Source organism: Streptomyces sp. KM273126, from assembly GCF_004337435.2.
GTDB lineage: Bacteria > Actinomycetota > Actinomycetes > Streptomycetales > Streptomycetaceae > Streptomyces > Streptomyces acidicola.
In genome coordinates, this window is the sequence record NZ_SJXB02000001.1 from 1,052,097 (window position 1) to 1,068,316 (window position 16,220).

The window sequence follows — 16,220 nt, forward strand, 5'->3', positions numbered from 1 at the left end:
CGGGGCCCCGTTCCGCACCAGCCGGGACGGGGCCCTTCGCGTAGGCGCCTTCACGTAGGCGCCTTCACGTACGCGCCTTCACGTACGTACCGTCACGGCCCCCACGTGCGGGACCGCAGCGGCATCCGCGAGTTGCCCGTCTCCGGGGTGCGGACCGCCAGGACCTGGTTGACGCCGATCCGGTTGCGCTCGAAGGACAGCGCGGAGGCCGCCATGTAGAGGCGCCAGACGCGGGCGCGGCCGGGGCTGGTGAGCCGGACCGCGCGGGGCCAGCCGGCCTCCAGGTTGGCGACCCAGTGGCGCAGGGTGAGCGCGTAGTGCTCGCGGATCGACTCGACGTCGCGCACCTCGAACCCGGCCCGCTCCAACTGGGTGACCGTGGTGCCGACGGGCGCGAGCTCGCCGTCCGGGAAGACATAGGCGTCGATGAACTCGTCGACGGTGTAGCCCGATTCGTTGCGCTGCGGGCGGCGGGCGATCTGGTGGTTGAGGAGCCGGCCGCCGGTCTCCAGCAGGCGGTACAGCCGGTCGGCGTACTCCAGGTAGCGCTCGGCGCCGACGTGTTCCGCCATGCCGATGGAGGAGATCGCGTCGAACGGGCCGTCCGTGACGTCCCGGTAGTCCTGAACGCGGATCTCGACCCGGTCGGTGAGTCCCTCGTCGGCGACGCGCTTGCGGGCGTACGCGGCCTGTTCCTGGGAGAGGGTGACGCCGACGACGTGTGCGCCGTACTCGCGGGCCGCGTGGATGGCCATGGAGCCCCAGCCGCAGCCGACGTCGAGGAGCCGGGTGCCGGACGTCAGGCCGAGTTTGCGGCAGATGAGGTCGAGCTTGTCGGCTTGCGCGGCTTCGAGGGTGCCGTCCGGGGAGTCCCAGTAGGCGCACGAGTAGACCATCGACGGGCCGAGGACGAGCTCGTAGAAGTCGTTCCCCACGTCGTAGTGATGGCTGATGGCGCGTCGGTCGGTGCGCCTGGTGTGCCGATGGCTGGTGCGGACCTCCTCGCGGGGCGGAGCGGGCGGCAGCGGCGGTCCGGCCATCCTGACGAGGCCGCGGACGGCGGCGCGCACCTCGGGGTCGCGCAGGGCTCCGCCGAGCCCACGGGCGTCCTCCGCGCGCTCCCACAGGAGACCCGCCAGCAGGTCGAGCGTGGCGTAGAGGTCTCCGTCGATGTCCAGGTCTCCGGCGACCCAGGCCCGTGCCAGGCCCAGCTCGCCCGGTTTCCACAGCAGTCGGCGCAGGGCGCGGCGGTTGCGTACGACCAGGGTCGGCGCGCCGGGGGGCCCGGCCTGCGAACCGTCCCAGGCGCGGATACGCACCGGGAGAGGGGTCCCCAACAACTGTTCTGCGAATCTGCTCAGCCGCGACGCGGCGTCGGCCATGGCGCACACCTCCGTGACGATCGATCCCGGAATGTCCAACACCACGTAAACACCTGCGGGGCCGGGCCGCAGTCCCCCATCTGCGTTACAGCTGTGCAAAACGTTTACGCGGACGCCGGGGCTCTGCCGCTTCCGGAACGCCGAAGGGGCCGCCCGCACCACGGATGGCGGGCGGCCCCTTCGGGGCGTGCTGGTGACCGGAGGTCAGGAGGCCTTGGCCTTCTCCGGTGCGTTCTCGCTCCTCACGGCCTGTGCGGGAGCGGGCTTCGCGGCCTCGTAGAACTCGTCGCGCGGGTTCTCCATGGCGCCGAGGGAGACGACCTCGCGCTTGAGGAACATGGCGAGCGTCCAGTCGGCGAAGACGCGGATCTTGCGGTTCCAGGTCGGCATGGCCAGACCGTGGTAGCCACGGTGCATGTACCAGGCGAGACGGCCCTTGACCTTGATCTTCATCTTGCCCATGACGATCATCGCGACGCCCTTGTGGAGGCCGAGACCCGCCACCGCGCCCTTGTTGGCGTGGCTGTACTCCTTCTGCGGGAAGCCCCGCATACCGGAGACCACGTTGTCGCCGAGGACCTTCGCCTGACGCAGCGCGTGCTGGGCGTTCGGCGGGCACCAGGCGTTCTCCACGCCGGCCTTGCGGGCGGCGACGTCCGGCACCTGGGCGTTGTCGCCGGCGGCCCAGATGTAGTCCGTGCCCGTGACCTGGAGGGTGGGCGCGCAGTCCACGTGACCGCGCGGGCCGAGGGGGAGGCCGAAGCGCGAGAGCACCGGGTTCGGCTTGACGCCGGCCGTCCACACGATCGTGTTGGAGTCGACCTCAAGTCCGTTCTTCAGCACCACGTGTCCGTCGACACAGGAGTCCATGGAGGTGGAGAGGTAGATCTCGACCCCGCGGCTCTCCAGGTGCTCCCTGCCGTACTGGCCGAGCTTGGGGCCGACCTCGGGAAGGATCTTGTCGGCGGCGTCGACGAGGACGAACCGCATGTCCTGGCGGGAGACGCTCTTGTAGTACTTGGCCGCGTCCCGGGCCATGTCCTCGACCTCGCCGATGGTCTCCGCACCGGCGAAGCCACCGCCGATGAAGACGAAGGTGAGCGCCTTGCGGCGGATCTCCTCGTCGTTGGTGGAGTCGGCCTTGTCGAGCTGCTCCAGAACGTGGTTGCGCAGGCCGATGGACTCCTCGATGCCCTTCATGCCGATGCCCTGCTCGGCGAGGCCGGGGATCGGGAAGGTCCGGGAGATCGCGCCCATCGCGACGACCAGGTAGTCGAAGGGCAGTTCGTACGCCTCGCCGACCAGCGGGGCAACGCGTGCGACCTTGCGGTCCTGGTCGATGCTGGTGACCCGGCCGGTGAGGACCTCGGCCTTCGGCAGCACGCGTCGCAGCGGGACGACGACGTGGCGAGGCGAGATGCTTCCGGCGGCGGCTTCGGGAAGGAAGGGCTGGTAGGTCATGTACGACCGGGGGTCGACGACCGTGACGGTCGCCTCTCCGTAGCGCATCTTCTTGAGGATGCGCCGAGCTGCGTACAGGCCTACGTACCCACCGCCTACTACGAGGATCCTGGGACGCTCCGTGGTGCTCATGGCATCGAGTATGTACCCGCCCCCAGGGGGGTGCTCGTGCGCCCCTTCACAAGCTTGGTCGGCCCCTGTGCTACACTCCGCGACTCGCGTGACACAGATCATGACCCGGCGGGGGAACCACCGTGTGGGGCGGACCGTTGTCAATGCCGCGTGAGCTGCCCATCCGGGCCGAACGGCCCCTTGCGAGGCACCCCGTCCACCCCTCCGCGACTCCCTTCGGAGACTCGGAGGACCCCCTTTCTGAACACGTTCAGGCGTCCACTCAACCCCGGGACGGGGCGACCGGACCCCCTTCCTTGCCCTGCAGGGGACAATTCCTTGTGAAGAACTTCACGAAGTTTTTCGGCGGTGCGTCACCGAGGGGTGTGTCTGCGCTCCGGCGCACCCCTCGACGACGCTCAAACGGTGTCCGACCTGCTCAGCAGAGCCTTCTGCTCCGCGTCCTCCGCCGCCCTGAAGGCGATGCCGTCGAGGATGTCGTGCTCACTGACCACGACCTCCTCCGCACCGATCCGCTCCATGATCGACAGCAGGACGAGCGCGCCCGCGCCGATCACGTCCACCCGTCCCGGATGCATGGACGGAACCGCCGCGCGCTCGGCATGCGTGGAGCGCAGCAGCCACTCGGTGATCTCGCGGACCCGGTCGTGGGAGACCCGGGAGTGGTGGATGGCGGCCGAGTCGTACGCGGGCAGGGCCTGCGCGATCGCCGACACCGTCGTCACGGACCCCGCCAGCCCGACCAGCGTGCGCGCCTCGCGCAGCGGCACCGTCTCCTCGGCGAGGTCGAGGGCCGCCTCGATGTCGGCCCGCATGGCCGCGATCTGCTCCTCGGAGGGCGGGTCGCTCACCACCCCGCCGTGCACCAGGTGCCGCTCGGTCATCCGCACGCAGCCCACGTCGACGGAGCGCGCCGCGCGCACATGGGCGTCCCCGACGACGAACTCGGTCGACCCCCCGCCGATGTCCACGACGAGGAACGGGCGGTGCAGGTCCTGCCTGCCCGCCAGCTCCCTGGTGGCCCCGGTGAAGGAGAACTCCGCCTCCTGGTCGCCGGTGACGACCTCGGGTTCGACGCCGAGGATGTCGAGCACCCCGCGCACGAACTCGTCCCGGTTCTCGGCGTCCCGGGAGGCGGAGGTGGCGACGAAGCGCAGGTGCCCGGCGCCGTGCTCCTTGATGACGGCCGCGTACTCGCGGCAGGCGGCGAAGGTCCGCTCCAGCGCCTCGGGGGCGAGCCGGCCGGTGCGGTCGACGCCCTGGCCGAGCCGGACGATCGTCATACGGCGGTCGAGCTCGACGAGTTCACCGGTCTCGGGGCTCGCCTCGGCGACCAGCAGCCGGATCGAGTTCGTACCGCAGTCGATGGCGGCGACGCGGGTCACTGGCTGTCCTCCTCCGCGGCCGTCACACACGGGCCCTTGCGCCACCACTCGGGCAGCATGGCGATCGCCTCGTCGCCCAGGGGGTTGACCCCCGGCCCCGCCGCCAGCGAGTGCGCCACGAGCACGTGCAGGCACTTCACCCGGTCCGGCATGCCTCCGGCGCTCGGGAAGCCCTTCAGCTCCTCGATCTCGTCACGGCGACGGATGTAGTCCTCGTGCGCGGAGCGGTACGCGGCGGCCAGCTCGGGGTCCGTGCCCAGCCGCTCCGTCATCTCCTTCATCACCCCGTTCGCCTCCAGCGTGCCGATCGCGGAGGCGGCCCGCGGACACGTCAGGTAGTACGTCGTCGGGAACGGCGTACCGTCCGGCAGCCGAGGCGCCGTCTCGACCACGTCGGGCTGCCCGCACGGGCAACGGTGCGCGATCGCACGCAGTCCGCGCGGCGGGCGGCCGAGCTGCTGCTTGAAGGCCGCTACGTCCGCGTCGGTCGGCTCGGTGCGCGGGGTGGAAGGCGGGGGTGTTTCCATACCTGCTTCTGAGGTCTCTCTCGTCAAGTCTTAACGGTCGGCGGCGTCGGCCTTGTCGACCCCGTCCCAGACGTTGGCGTACCAGGGACGATCGGCCGCCCCCTGCGTCGTACGCGACTGCTTGGCCGCGTCCGGGTCGATCACGATGTACCCGGTCTCGCCGGGCATCACATAGTGCAGCCGCTGCCGGATCTGCTGCTCGGCGTACGCGTCGTCCTGCCAGCGCGCCTTGAGGTCGCGCAGCTGCTCGACCCGCTCGCGGGCCTCGTCCCGCCGCTGCTCCAGCTCCGCGATCTCGGCGCGCTGGGAGACGTACTGCCTTATCGGGTACGCCAGCGCCACGATCAGCGAGCAGAGCACGAGCGCGAGCAGGGCGGCCCGACCGGTCAGCCGGGAGCGGCGGGCCTGGCGTCTGGTCTGGGAGCGGTAGACACGGGCCGCCGTCTGCTCACCGAGCAGTCGCAGCCTGGTCGCGGTGGAGAAACGGTCCCGGTCCTTGACGGCCATTCAGCCTCTCCGCCTCCGCTTGCCTGCGTGCTTCCTACGTGCGTACGTCCCCGCACACGGTACGGGACCGGGCACGGGGACGTACGTACGACGGGCCAAGCCTTGCCGCTGGGCGGCTCAGCCCCTGGCTCAGCCCTTGAAGCGGGGGAAGGCGCTGCGGCCCGCGTACACCGCCGCGTCGTCGAGGATCTCCTCGATGCGCAGCAGCTGGTTGTACTTGGCGACGCGCTCGGAGCGGGCCGGGGCGCCGGTCTTGATCTGGCCGCAGTTGGTGGCGACGGCCAGATCGGCGATGGTGACGTCCTCCGTCTCACCGGAGCGGTGGGACATCATGCACTTGAAGCCGTTGCGCTGGGCCATCTCGACGGCGTCCAGGGTCTCGGTGAGCGAGCCGATCTGGTTCACCTTCACCAGCAGGGCGTTGGCCGCGCCCTCGTCGATACCGCGGGCCAGGCGCTCGGGGTTGGTGACGAACAGGTCGTCGCCGACGAGCTGGACCTTGTCACCGAGCTTGTCGGTGATGGTCTTCCAGCCGTCCCAGTCGTCCTCGAACAGCGGGTCCTCGATGGAGACCAGCGGGTAGGCCTCGACCAGCTCCGCGTAGTAGTCCGTCATCTCGGCGGCGGAGCGCGTCTTGCCCTCGAAGACGTAGGAGCCGTCCTTGTAGAACTCGGAGGCGGCGACGTCGAGCGCGAGGGCGATCTGCTCGCCGGGGGTGTAGCCGGCCTCCTTGATCGCCTCAAGGATGAGGTCGAGGGCCTCGCGGTTGGAGCCGAGGTTCGGGGCGAAGCCGCCCTCGTCGCCGAGGCCGGTGGCCAGGCCCTTGCTCTTCAGGACCTTCTTCAGGGTGTGGTAGATCTCGGCGCCCCAGCGCAGGGCCTCGGAGAAGGTCTCCGCACCGATGGGGGCGATCATGAACTCCTGGATGTCCACGTTGGAGTCGGCGTGCGAGCCGCCGTTCAGGATGTTCATCATCGGCACCGGCAGCAGGTGCGCGTTCGGACCGCCCAGGTAACGGAAGAGGGGCAGGTCGGACGCCTCGGAGGCGGCGTGGGCGACGGCGAGGGAGACGCCGAGGATGGCGTTGGCGCCGAGCGAGCCCTTGTTGTCGGTGGCGTCCAGGTCGAACATCGCCTGGTCGATCAGGCGCTGCTCGGTGGCGTCGTAGCCGACCAGCTCCGGACCGATCTGCTCGATCACGGCCAGGACGGCCTTCTCGACGCCCTTGCCGAGGTAGCGGTTCGAGTCGCCGTCGCGGAGCTCGATGGCCTCGAAGGCGCCCGTGGAGGCGCCGGACGGGACGGCGGCACGACCGGTGCTGCCGTCGTCGAGGCCGACCTCGACCTCGACCGTGGGGTTGCCTCGGGAGTCCAGGATTTCCCGGGCTACGACGACGTCGATGGACGGCACGAGCATCTCCTTCTGGATGTGACGCGTTACGCGGGCCGTGGTAGCCCTGCGGGATGAGCCTAACCGGCTCCGGGCGGTCAGCCAGTCTCCCGCCCACCCGGTGGACCAAACCGAGAGTAAATTGTTCCTGAACTGAACAAAACAGGGGGCACAAAAGACGCCGCCCTGGTGCGCACGTGGGCACGAAAAACCCCGCCCCGGTGCGTACGGGGGAACACGCACCGGGGCGGGGAGCCCGTGGGGACGGGGGCCCTCACGAGGCCTCCACCATGGTGGACACGGATGTGAGGGCGCCGCGGTTCAGCCGTGAACGCGCCTGTTCTCAGCGCAGGTGCAGCTGCTGGCCGGGGTAGATGAGGTCGGCCTCGTCGATGATGTCCTTGTTCAGCTTGAAGAGCTTCTGCCAGCCACCCTTGACCTTCTTCTTCTCGGCGATGCCGCTGAGGGTGTCACCCTTGACGACCTTGTACTCGCCGTCACCCTTCTTGACCTTCTTACCGGTCGGGGTCTCGACGGTGACCCGCTCCGAGGAACGCGAGGCGCGCTGCTCCTGGCCGCCGGAGCTCTTGGTGCTCTGCTCGGCGGAGCCGGAGTTCGAGGACGAGCCCGAGCCGGAGGACGAGCCGGAGCCCGAGGTGGAGCCCGAGTTCGAGGAGGAGCCGGAGTCCGAGGAGGCGCCGCCGCCGTCGTACGCGGCGCTGGACAGGCCCGTGCCGCAGGTCGGCCAGGCGCCCTTGCCCTGGCTCGCGAGGACCTTCTCGGCGATCTCGATCTGCTGGGCCTTGCTGGCCTGGTCGGCGCTGGCGGCGTACTTCGTACCGCCGTACGCGGCCCAGGTGGAGGCGGAGAACTGCAGACCGCCGTAGTAGCCGTTGCCGGTGTTGATGGACCAGTTGCCGCCGGACTCGCACTGGGCGACGGCGTCCCACTCGGAGCCGGTGGCGGCGGAGGCGGTGCCGGTCGCGAGCAGCGGGGCGGCTATGGCGGCGCCGGTGACGCCGGCGAACGCGGCGATGCGGCTGGCCTTGGACGGACGACGGTGCTTGCCCTTGCACGAAGACAGCATGGAGTGATCCCCTCACCGACGCCTGCGAGGTGAGCTGTCGGGTTCGGGCCGGATGAGTTGCCCGGCCGCACGGTTGGCTGCGGATGACTTCCGCTGCCGCTTCCGCACGGCTTCGCCCCAAGCCGTCCCCGGTCGTCTCCCAACTCCCGGGCCCGGCGCCTACCTTGGGTCCCCCGCTCCTGCCTGCGGCGCTTGACGCGACGACTGTTCCCGGGCGGCCACTGGCAGGATTCGGCGTTGCGGCAGCCGGGGCCCGCGGTGGCGAGCGGTCTTGACCGTAGACCCGCGATTCGCGGAATTTCAAAGACGATCAGGGCTTCTGAGATCTATCTCTCACTGCGTTTAAATCGGACATTCAGTGGCGAACCGGTACGTGAACTTCCGCTATTCCGCGCCCTATTCGGCCTATTCGGCAGGGAGCTCCAGGGTCCGACCGGGGACGATGTTGTCCGCGTCGGCGCCGATGGCCTGCCTGTTCGCGTCGTACAGGGCACGCCATCCGCCGTCGAGGTCAAGGGAGTCGGCGATGGACGCGAGGGTGTCGCCGACCCGGACGGTGTACGCGTGGCGGCCGGAGGAGGCTTTGACGCTGTCGACCGCGGCCTCGTCGGCACTGGCACCGCGGTGACGGCCGGCACCGCCCGCGCCGGCTCCGCCCGTTCCGGTGTCGGCTGCCCCGGCTTCGACCGAGCCGGAGTCGACCGCGCCCGTGTCGACGAGACTCCAAGAGCCCACCTTTTGCTCCAACTTGTCCGAGTCGTCGCCCGCCGGGTCTTCTATGGGTGAGCTGTCGGGCGACTGTGAAGCACTGGCGTCGGAACCGGCGGGCGTGCCGGGCTTCGCGGAACTGTCCGCCGAGGCGGACGCAGACGGCGACGACGAAGGATCCGGGGAGGATTCGGACGACGAGCCCGGTGAACCGGGAGAGTCGGATGAGTCAGACGAGTCGGATGACTCTGCCGCCTTGGGCGACTTGGACAATCCGGAGGAACCGGATGATCCCGATCCGTCGGAGGACGAGTCGCCGGCCACGCCGGTGTCGATGGCGACCGAGCCGGACTCCTCGGTGAGCCCGTGGAGCAGCCCGCAGGCACGCCACGCACCGACACCCTGGTCCTCCAGGATCTTCTGGGCGACGGCGATCTGCTGGGAACGGCTCGCCAGATCGGGGCTGACGGCGTAGTCGAGGCCGCCGTACTCCTCCCAGTCGTCCTGGGTCAACTGCAGGCCACCGAAGCGCCCGTTGCCCGTGTCGGCGCTCCAGGAGCCGCCGCTCTCGCACTCGGCCACGCTGTCCCACACGGTGTTGTCGGCGGCACTGGCCCCCGTGGCACCGAGGAGCGGGATGGCGATGGCGGAGCCGGTCACGCCAGCCGCGACGAGAAGAGCCGGAGCCTGACGGGGGCGCCGGTGACGACCGTTCCCGGAGAGCATGGGGGGACCTTTCGCGAGACAGAGGTGACCGGCGCGACGGGTGGTGCGGGGCGTCACGCTGCTCGGTGAACGTATCGGCAGTCTTCGGCTTGTCACAAGTTCATGCCGCGCAGATCACGTGAAGATCACAGTGTTTCGGGTGTGTCATCGCGACAGGTTCCGACGTGATCCGCGCGGTGACCTCGGTGAGGGACGGAACAGGGGGCAGGAGGAGGGGAAGGACAGGGGGCAGGACACGTGGCTGACGCCCGTGCCTGCGTGCCGCTTCCGCGGTGGTTCAGGTGGTTCAGGTGGTTCAGGTGGTTCAGGTGGTTCAGGTGGTTCAGGTGGTTCAGGTGGTTCAGCGAAACGGGCCGAAACTCCTCTTGAACCACGTGCGCGTCTTGAAGCACGTGCGCGTCTTGAACCATGTGCTCGCCTTGAACGATGCCGGCCGGTACCCCGCAGTTCAGCAGCGCGTGCAGGAACCGGCTCCCTATACGGTCATCGTGTGAACGCCCCGAACACCGCCCCCGAACTCTTCACCTGGGAGTTCGCCACCGACCCGTACCCGGCCTACGCGTGGCTGCGCGAGCACTCCCCCGTGCACTGGACGAAACTGCCGAGCGGGGTCGAGGCATGGCTGGTGACTCGCTACGCCGATGCGCGTCAGGCCCTCGCGGACGGCAGGCTGTCGAAGAACCCCGAGCATCACGCCGAGGACGCACAGGGCAAGAGCAGGACCGGCATACCCGGGGAGCGCAACGCCAATCTCATGGCGCATCTGCTGAACATCGACCCGCCGGACCACACTCGGCTGCGCCGCCTCGTCTCCAAGGCCTTCACCCCCCGTCGAGTGGTCGAATTCGCGCCTCGCGTACAGGAGTTGGCAGACGGTCTCATCGACCGATTCGCGCCACAGGGCGAGGCCGACCTCATCCACGACTTCGCCTTCCCTCTCCCCATCTACGCGATCTGCGATCTGCTCGGCGTCCCGCGCGAGGATCAGGACGACTTCCGTGACTGGGCGGGGATGATGATCCGGCACGGAGGAGGGCCGCGCGGCGGTGTCGCCCGCTCCGTCAAGAAGATCCGCGGCTATCTGGCCGAACTCATCCATCGCAAGCGCAGCCACCTCGGCGACGACCTGATCTCCGACCTCATCCGCGCCTCCGATCACGGGGAACACCTCACCGAGAACGAAGCGGCCGCGATGTGCTTCGTGCTTCTGTTCGCCGGTTTCGAGACCACCATCAACCTCATCGGCAACGGCACGTACGCGCTGCTGCGCAACCCCGAGCAACGTGCCCGGCTCCAGGGGTCGATCGAGCGCGGCGAAACCGGACTCCTCGACACCGGCATCGAGGAGCTGCTCCGCTACGACGGCCCCGTCGAACTGGCCACCTGGCGCTTCGCCACCGAACCCCTCACCATCGGCGGGCAGGCCATCGCCACCGGCGACCCGGTACTGGTGGTCCTCGCCGCCGCGGACCGCGACCCCGCACGGTTCGCCGAGCCGGACCGGCTCGACCTCTCCCGCCGTGACAACCAGCACCTCGGATACGGCCACGGCATCCACTACTGCCTCGGCGCACCTCTGGCCCGCCTCGAAGGCCGTACCGCCATCGAGACGCTGCTGCGCCGGCTGCCCGATCTCCGGCTCGCCGCGGACCCGGCCGACCTGCGGTGGCGCGGTGGGCTCATCATGCGTGGACTGCGCGACCTCCCGGTGCGGTTCACCGCCGTGTGATACCCCTCAGCCCTCCGCTTCCCGCACGGCATCCCGATAGGCCCGCGCCGCCGCCCGCAGCGCCGCCTCCGGGTCGACACCCTCCGTCTCGGCCCGCACCGCCAGCGCGAGCAGCTCGTACCCGATGCCCTCGGTCCTCGGCAGCGGCACCTCCAGTCCCGCCATGCGCACGCGCGACGCCAGTTTCGCGGCGAGGGCCAGGCCGGGCTGGTGGAGAGGGATGCCCTCCGTGACCGAGGTGCGCTGCTTCTCGACCGCCTTGGTGCGCAGCCAGTGCTCCTTGACCTCCTCGGGGGTGGTCGCCGTCTCGTCGCCGAAGACGTGCGGGTGGCGGTGGATCAGCTTGGTGACGATGCCGGCGGCCACGTCGTCGATGGAGAACGGGGTGTCCGGGTCCTCCTCGGCTATGCGGGAGTGGAACACGACCTGGAGGAGGACATCGCCCAGCTCCTCGCGGAGTTCGTCCCGGTCGCCCTCCTCGATCGCCTCCACCAGCTCGTACGCCTCCTCGATGCCGTACTTCGCGAGGCCCTTGTGGGTCTGCTGGGACGACCAGGGGCACTCGGCGCGGATGCGGTCCATGACCTGGACGAGATCGAGGAGGCGGGCGCCCGGGAGGTCGTACGAGGCGGGGAGCAGCTCCAGCTCGGGCATCGCCACGCGGCCCGAGCCGGCGAGGCGGGCGAGGCCGTCGGTGAGGTGCGGCTCGCCCTCGCCCGTCGCCACGACGACCAGCGTGTGGCCGCCGGCGCAGGCGTCGACCAGCTCCTGGGCGCTCGGGGTCGCCTCCTCAACCGCTATGCCCGCCTCCTGGAGGTACGGCAGCTGGGGGTGCGTGCCGTCGGCGCACAGGACGCGGTCAGCGCCGTGCAACGCCTGCCATGCGGGCCAGGAGAGCAGGCCGGGTGCTACGCGGTGGCTGGTGGTGAGGAGGACGATGCGGCCGGTGGCGCCGTCTGGGCTGGTTGGGTTCACAGATCGAACGTAACCCACGACACCGTCGCCACCCGAAGTTATCCACAGGCTGCGCGGGCGGTGCGGTCAGGCTTGGTGAACCGTTTGGTCACCGTCCCGACAGCGGACACGGTCCCGTGGCTTCGCCGGCGTGGCTCCGCCGGTTAGGGCTTCGCCGACTGTGGCTACGCCGGTTGTGGCTGCGCAGGCGCCGTGATCTCCCGTACCCACGGTGTCTTCGCGTCCACGCGGCTGCTCTTCTGGACGTCCCAGGTGCCGTAGCGCGGGTTGAGGTCGACGTCGAGTTTCTTCGAGGCGTCGGAGAGTGCCTTCCAGAAGGTGGCCTGGCCGGCGTCGGTGTTCATGTCGACGCCGAGCGCGGTGGCCAGCTTCTGGGCCTCGATCTCGGTGCGGAGGCTGTCGTCGAGGCGCTGGGGGGCCACGCCGTACTGCTGCAGCCAGGTCGTCTCCAGGGCCTTCGGTCCGCCCACCTGCCGCTCCAGGGAGGTACGGAAGGCCTGGACGTCCTTGCGGGTGACGCCGACTCCGGCGTCCTCGACCGCCTTCTTCAGGACCTCGTCGAGGACCATGCTGTGCAGGGTGTCGCGGGTGAGGCCGCCCGTCCGGGCGATGGTCTGCTCGTACTGGGCGTCGTCCGGGGTGGCGGCCCGCTGTGCCGCGCGCACCTCGTTCACCCGGTTCTCCAGTTGCGCGACCGTGATCCGCTGGTCGCCGACGACGGCCGCCGCGCCGGGGTGCGCGTCGTTCCCGCAGGCGGTGAGGAGGGGCGCCGCGGTGACGATCGTGGCGCAGAGGACGAGGGCGGTGCGACGACGGCGGTGCAAGTTGGCCTCCCGAGGAGATTGTGCGACGGTGCACAAGGTCTTGCGGTGATCGATGGTAGGCAGTGACTGTGTTCCAGACCAGCCTTCTCCCAGCACTTCGTGCAGGAGAGGCCCCAGGACCAACGATTCACGACGACTTCGGGCACCGCCGCCCGGCCGCTCCTCAGCCGGTGATCGCCACCGGCGCGTCCCAGGCGTCCCGGTCCACCGTGATGGTGTAACCGCCGCGTGACTCCTTGCTGTTGACCATGTACTGGTGACCCCGGCTGTGACCCGTCCACTGGGTGGCGCGGAACGGCCAGTCCGCGGTCGTGGTGTTCTGCTTGTCCCACAACGCGTACCAGAGGTTGCCCGGCAGGTCCGTGCTGTCGGTCGCGTTGGCCACGGCCTTCGCGCCTGAGCTGGTGAAGCCGTACAGGCCGGCCCGGTAGGTCTTGCCGCGCAGCGTTCTGTCGAAGGCCCGGACGTATGTCAGCACCGCGTCGTTGCAGGACTTGTTCGTGATGTCGTACGACTCCATGTCGAGGTAGACCGGGCTGCCTGCCTTCATGCCGAGGGCCGACGCCTTGGACACGGCGTCCGCCGCGTCGGTGGCGCCGAGCGAGGCGGCGGTGGAGGCGGTGAGCTTCTCGGGGTTGGAGCCGGACTGGCAGGGCGGCTGGGCGCCGACGTAGATCGGGATGAGTTTCCAGCCCATGGAGCTGACCGACTTCACCCAGGAGGCGGTGAGGCCCGGCTGGGCACAGCCGCGGTTCCTGCCGCCGACGTAGACGGCCGCCGCTCCGTAGAAACCGGTGTGCCAGGCCTTCATCGCGGACAGCGAGGGCGCGGCACAGGTGTCGAAGGCGCGGCCGGTGTACGTGCGCTGCGCAGGCCATGTCGTGGCCGCAGTCGAGGTCTGCGCCGCGATGCCGGCTCCGGCGACGACGGCGGCGCCGGCCGCTGCCCAGGTGAGGTATCTGCGCTTCTTGGACTGCCGATGGCTGGACATGCGTGACCCCACTCCTGTTGGCGCTGGACGGTTCGATGCGGAGGGTTCGTCGGACGGCTCGCACATCGGCTCGCAACGTAACCGGCGGCTTTTCCGGGTTCGGGAAACCCGGGACCTCGGCCTCCACAAGATTCCGCCAAGGTGACGCAAAGCTTTCTCAGCTCTAGCCGCGCACCTGTCCCAGCCACTGGAGGGTCCGCCGTACCTCGCCGGCCAGGGGGTGGCCGGGGCCCCTGAGCCGTTCGACGTCGATCACCAGGCGGGCCAGGGTGTCGCGAGCGGCGGCGCGGTCGCCGAGGGCGAGGAGGAGGTGGCCGATGCGGCGGCGGACGTCCAGGGAGAGCTCGGGGTCGCCGGCCACGTACTGGTTCTCGTAGTACGGCAGCAGGGAGCGGTACTCGGCGAGGGCGGCGGACGCCTCGCCGAGCTGCTCCAGGCACTGGGCGATGTCGTAGCGGAAGCGCAGGGACTGCGGGTCGGCCTGGCCCGCCTCCTTGGCCCGCTCGTCGGCGAGGCGGCGCAGCTCGGGCAGGGCGCGGCGGTACTGGCCGTCGTCCATGAGGGTCGCCGCGTACTGCTTGCGCAGGGTGCGGACGACGGGTGAGTGCTCGCCGTGCTGGGAAGCGGCGGCCGGGAGGATCTGGCCGAGGATGTCGACGGCCTGGGTGATACGGCCCTCGCCGAGGAGCCGTTTGACCTCGTCGACGGCGCCCGCGACGTCGGGCTTGTCGACGGTGGGCGCGGCCTGGGGCTGCGGCGCGGGTGTGCGGGCGCGGTCCGGCCAGGGCGCGTGCGGGCGCAGGAACGGTCGGGTGGGGTCGAGCGGGGCGCCGGTGGGCATCCCGCGCGCGGGAAGGAGCGGCAGGAGCTGCTCGTACGTCTCCTGTGCGGACTCCGGGCGGTGCTGCGGGTCCTTGGCCAGCAGGCGCAGTACGAGCGCCTCCAGGGGTTCGGGCACCTCGGGGCGCAGACGGCGGACCGGGACCGGGGGCTCGTAGAGGTGTCGGTGGAGGACACCGAGGGCCGTGGAGCCCGCGAACGGGACGTTTCCACTGAGCAGTTCGTGCATGAGCACGCCCAGCGCGTACAGGTCGGTGTACGGGCCGACCGCGCCGCCCATCGCCTGCTCGGGGGCCATGTAGGCGGGGCTGCCGATGGGTGAGCCGGTGTGCGTCAGGCGGGTGGTGTCCGTGTCCATCACCGAGGCGACGCCCAGGTCGAGGACGGTGACCGTGCCGTCCTGCTTGACCATGACGTTCCGCGGCTTCAGGTCGCGGTGGACGATCGGCACGGCGTGCACGGCGGACAGTACGGCGCACAGCTGGGCGGCGACCGAAACGGTCCACTGCCAGGGGTACGGGTCGTGCTCGGCGAGGTGGTCGGAGAGGTCGGCGCCGTCGATGTACTGCATGACGAGGAACAGCTCCTCGCCCTCGCTGCCCGCGTCGTGGACCGTGACCAGGCCGGGGTGGTCGACCTGTGCGGTGACCCGGCACTCGCGGAGGAAGCGGCGGCGCAGCTCGTCGGCCTCGTGGCCCGCGACCTTGTCGGGGCGCAGCAGCTTGACGGCAACGCGCCGGTCGAGACGCTGGTCGTAGGCCGTCCAGACCTGGCCCATGCCGCCCTGGCCGATGAGCGTGGACAGTTCGTAGCGGCCCGCGACAACGCGTCCTGTCTCGCCGCTCACCTGCCGCCCTCGTGCTTGCGCAGGTAGTCACTGAGCTCGTCGAGCTCGGCGCGCACCTGGTCGATGCGCGCGGGTGCCGGTCGCTGCGGCTGGGGCTGCGGTTGCGTCTGCGGCGGCTGCCCTTGCGTCTGCGGCTGTATGGGCGGCTGCGGCTGTATGGGCGGCTGCTGCTGGACCGGCGAGGAGGGAGGGAAGGGCTGGGGGCCCGGGTAGCCGTATCCGGTCTGCGGCAGCTGGGTGTAGCCCGCGGACTGTGCGCCCACGGTCTCTGCGTACGGTGCGAACTGCGCCGGCCTGGACTGACTGAAGTGGCGTATGTCCGCGTAAAGGTAGTACGCCACGATCACCACCATACCGACGAGCATCAGCCACATTCCGGCGTTGCCCGGCGCCTCGAACTCGTCCTTGCCCGGGTCGATGGCGATCAGCGTGGTGACGATGGCGATGTGCACGGCCGCGACGCCGAACAGGGCCCAGTGGAACGGCTTGCGGGTCACGACGGCAAGCCTCAGCATGCTCGGCCACGCGAGGAAGCCGCAGCTGAAGACGGCCAGCGCCACGAAGACCGCACGCAGGGTGATCTGCGCGCCCGGTGAGGGGCTGTGAGGCGGTTGCGGCACGTAGCCGGGGCCTTGCATGGCTGCTCCTGGTGGCCTGATGACGGCGGACGTTCGATGTCGTAGTCGAGCGTATAGGGGGACGAGGACAAG

General features: G+C 70.0%; 15 protein-coding genes and 1 riboswitch. Of the genes, 2 read left to right on the forward strand and 13 right to left on the reverse strand.

The window, feature by feature from the left end; translation table 11 throughout:
* Positions 1–92 precede the first annotated feature (92 nt).
* The 8 genes from E0500_RS04415 to E0500_RS04450 form a co-directional block, all read right to left on the reverse strand.
* Positions 93–1,382 (reverse strand): class I SAM-dependent methyltransferase, encoded by a 1,290-nt coding sequence (locus E0500_RS04415; protein WP_131566448.1) that lies wholly within the window; start codon positions 1,380–1,382, stop codon positions 93–95.
* 204 nt (positions 1,383–1,586) lie between these two features.
* Positions 1,587–2,975: an NAD(P)/FAD-dependent oxidoreductase gene (locus E0500_RS04420; protein ID WP_131566389.1), complete on the reverse strand. Its 1,389-nt coding sequence runs from the start codon at positions 2,973–2,975 to the stop codon at positions 1,587–1,589.
* A gap of 398 nt (positions 2,976–3,373) precedes the next feature.
* Positions 3,374–4,360 (reverse strand): Ppx/GppA phosphatase family protein, encoded by a 987-nt coding sequence (locus E0500_RS04425; protein WP_131566392.1) that lies wholly within the window; start codon positions 4,358–4,360, stop codon positions 3,374–3,376.
* Positions 4,357–4,887 (reverse strand): DUF501 domain-containing protein, encoded by a 531-nt coding sequence (locus E0500_RS04430; RefSeq protein ID WP_131566396.1) that lies wholly within the window; start codon positions 4,885–4,887, stop codon positions 4,357–4,359. Before E0500_RS04430 ends, E0500_RS04425 begins: the two co-directional genes overlap by 4 nt.
* A 30-nt stretch (positions 4,888–4,917) precedes the next feature.
* A complete protein-coding gene (locus E0500_RS04435) occupies positions 4,918–5,394 on the reverse strand; it encodes a septum formation initiator family protein (protein WP_131566399.1) in 477 nt (158 codons plus the stop codon).
* Between the two features lie 129 nt (positions 5,395–5,523).
* On the reverse strand, positions 5,524–6,804 hold the full coding sequence (gene eno / locus E0500_RS04440; RefSeq protein WP_131566403.1) for a phosphopyruvate hydratase: 1,281 nt from the start codon (positions 6,802–6,804) through the stop codon (positions 5,524–5,526).
* A 322-nt stretch (positions 6,805–7,126) separates the two neighbouring features.
* Positions 7,127–7,870 (reverse strand): transglycosylase family protein, encoded by a 744-nt coding sequence (locus E0500_RS04445; RefSeq protein WP_131566407.1) that lies wholly within the window; start codon positions 7,868–7,870, stop codon positions 7,127–7,129.
* Positions 7,871–7,874: 4 nt separating this feature from the next.
* A riboswitch (cyclic di-AMP (ydaO/yuaA leader) is annotated at positions 7,875–8,071 on the reverse strand.
* A gap of 204 nt (positions 8,072–8,275) precedes the next feature.
* Positions 8,276–9,304 (reverse strand): transglycosylase family protein, encoded by a 1,029-nt coding sequence (locus E0500_RS04450; RefSeq protein WP_131566411.1) that lies wholly within the window; start codon positions 9,302–9,304, stop codon positions 8,276–8,278.
* 290 nt (positions 9,305–9,594) lie between these two features.
* On the opposite strand from E0500_RS04450, the gene E0500_RS04455 reads away from it, so the two are divergent.
* Both E0500_RS04455 and E0500_RS04460 read left to right on the forward strand, forming a co-directional pair.
* Complete coding sequence (locus tag E0500_RS04455) at positions 9,595–9,798, forward strand: hypothetical protein (protein ID WP_181586869.1); 204 nt, start codon at positions 9,595–9,597, stop codon at positions 9,796–9,798.
* Positions 9,795–11,033 (forward strand): cytochrome P450, encoded by a 1,239-nt coding sequence (locus E0500_RS04460; RefSeq protein WP_131566417.1) that lies wholly within the window; start codon positions 9,795–9,797, stop codon positions 11,031–11,033. The genes E0500_RS04455 and E0500_RS04460 overlap by 4 nt, the downstream gene beginning before the upstream one ends.
* Positions 11,034–11,039: 6 nt before the next feature.
* Here the strand turns inward: E0500_RS04460 and E0500_RS04465 are convergent, their stop codons facing one another.
* The 5 genes from E0500_RS04465 to E0500_RS04485 all read right to left on the reverse strand — a co-directional run bounded on the left by E0500_RS04465 (position 11,040) and on the right by E0500_RS04485 (position 16,148).
* A complete protein-coding gene (locus E0500_RS04465; protein ID WP_131566420.1) occupies positions 11,040–12,008 on the reverse strand; it encodes a nucleoside triphosphate pyrophosphohydrolase in 969 nt (322 codons plus the stop codon).
* A 164-nt stretch (positions 12,009–12,172) separates the two neighbouring features.
* Positions 12,173–12,832: a SurA N-terminal domain-containing protein gene (locus E0500_RS04470; RefSeq protein WP_131566424.1), complete on the reverse strand. Its 660-nt coding sequence runs from the start codon at positions 12,830–12,832 to the stop codon at positions 12,173–12,175.
* Positions 12,833–12,995: 163 nt separating this feature from the next.
* Entirely contained in the window at positions 12,996–13,823 is an 828-nt protein-coding gene (locus E0500_RS04475; RefSeq protein WP_131566427.1) for a glycoside hydrolase domain-containing protein, read from the reverse strand.
* Positions 13,824–13,986: 163 nt separating this feature from the next.
* On the reverse strand, positions 13,987–15,468 hold the full coding sequence (locus E0500_RS04480; protein WP_152867500.1) for a serine/threonine-protein kinase: 1,482 nt from the start codon (positions 15,466–15,468) through the stop codon (positions 13,987–13,989).
* 38 nt (positions 15,469–15,506) lie between these two features.
* A complete protein-coding gene (locus E0500_RS04485; RefSeq protein ID WP_165935090.1) occupies positions 15,507–16,148 on the reverse strand; it encodes a hypothetical protein in 642 nt (213 codons plus the stop codon).
* Between the last annotated feature and the right edge of the window lie 72 nt (positions 16,149–16,220).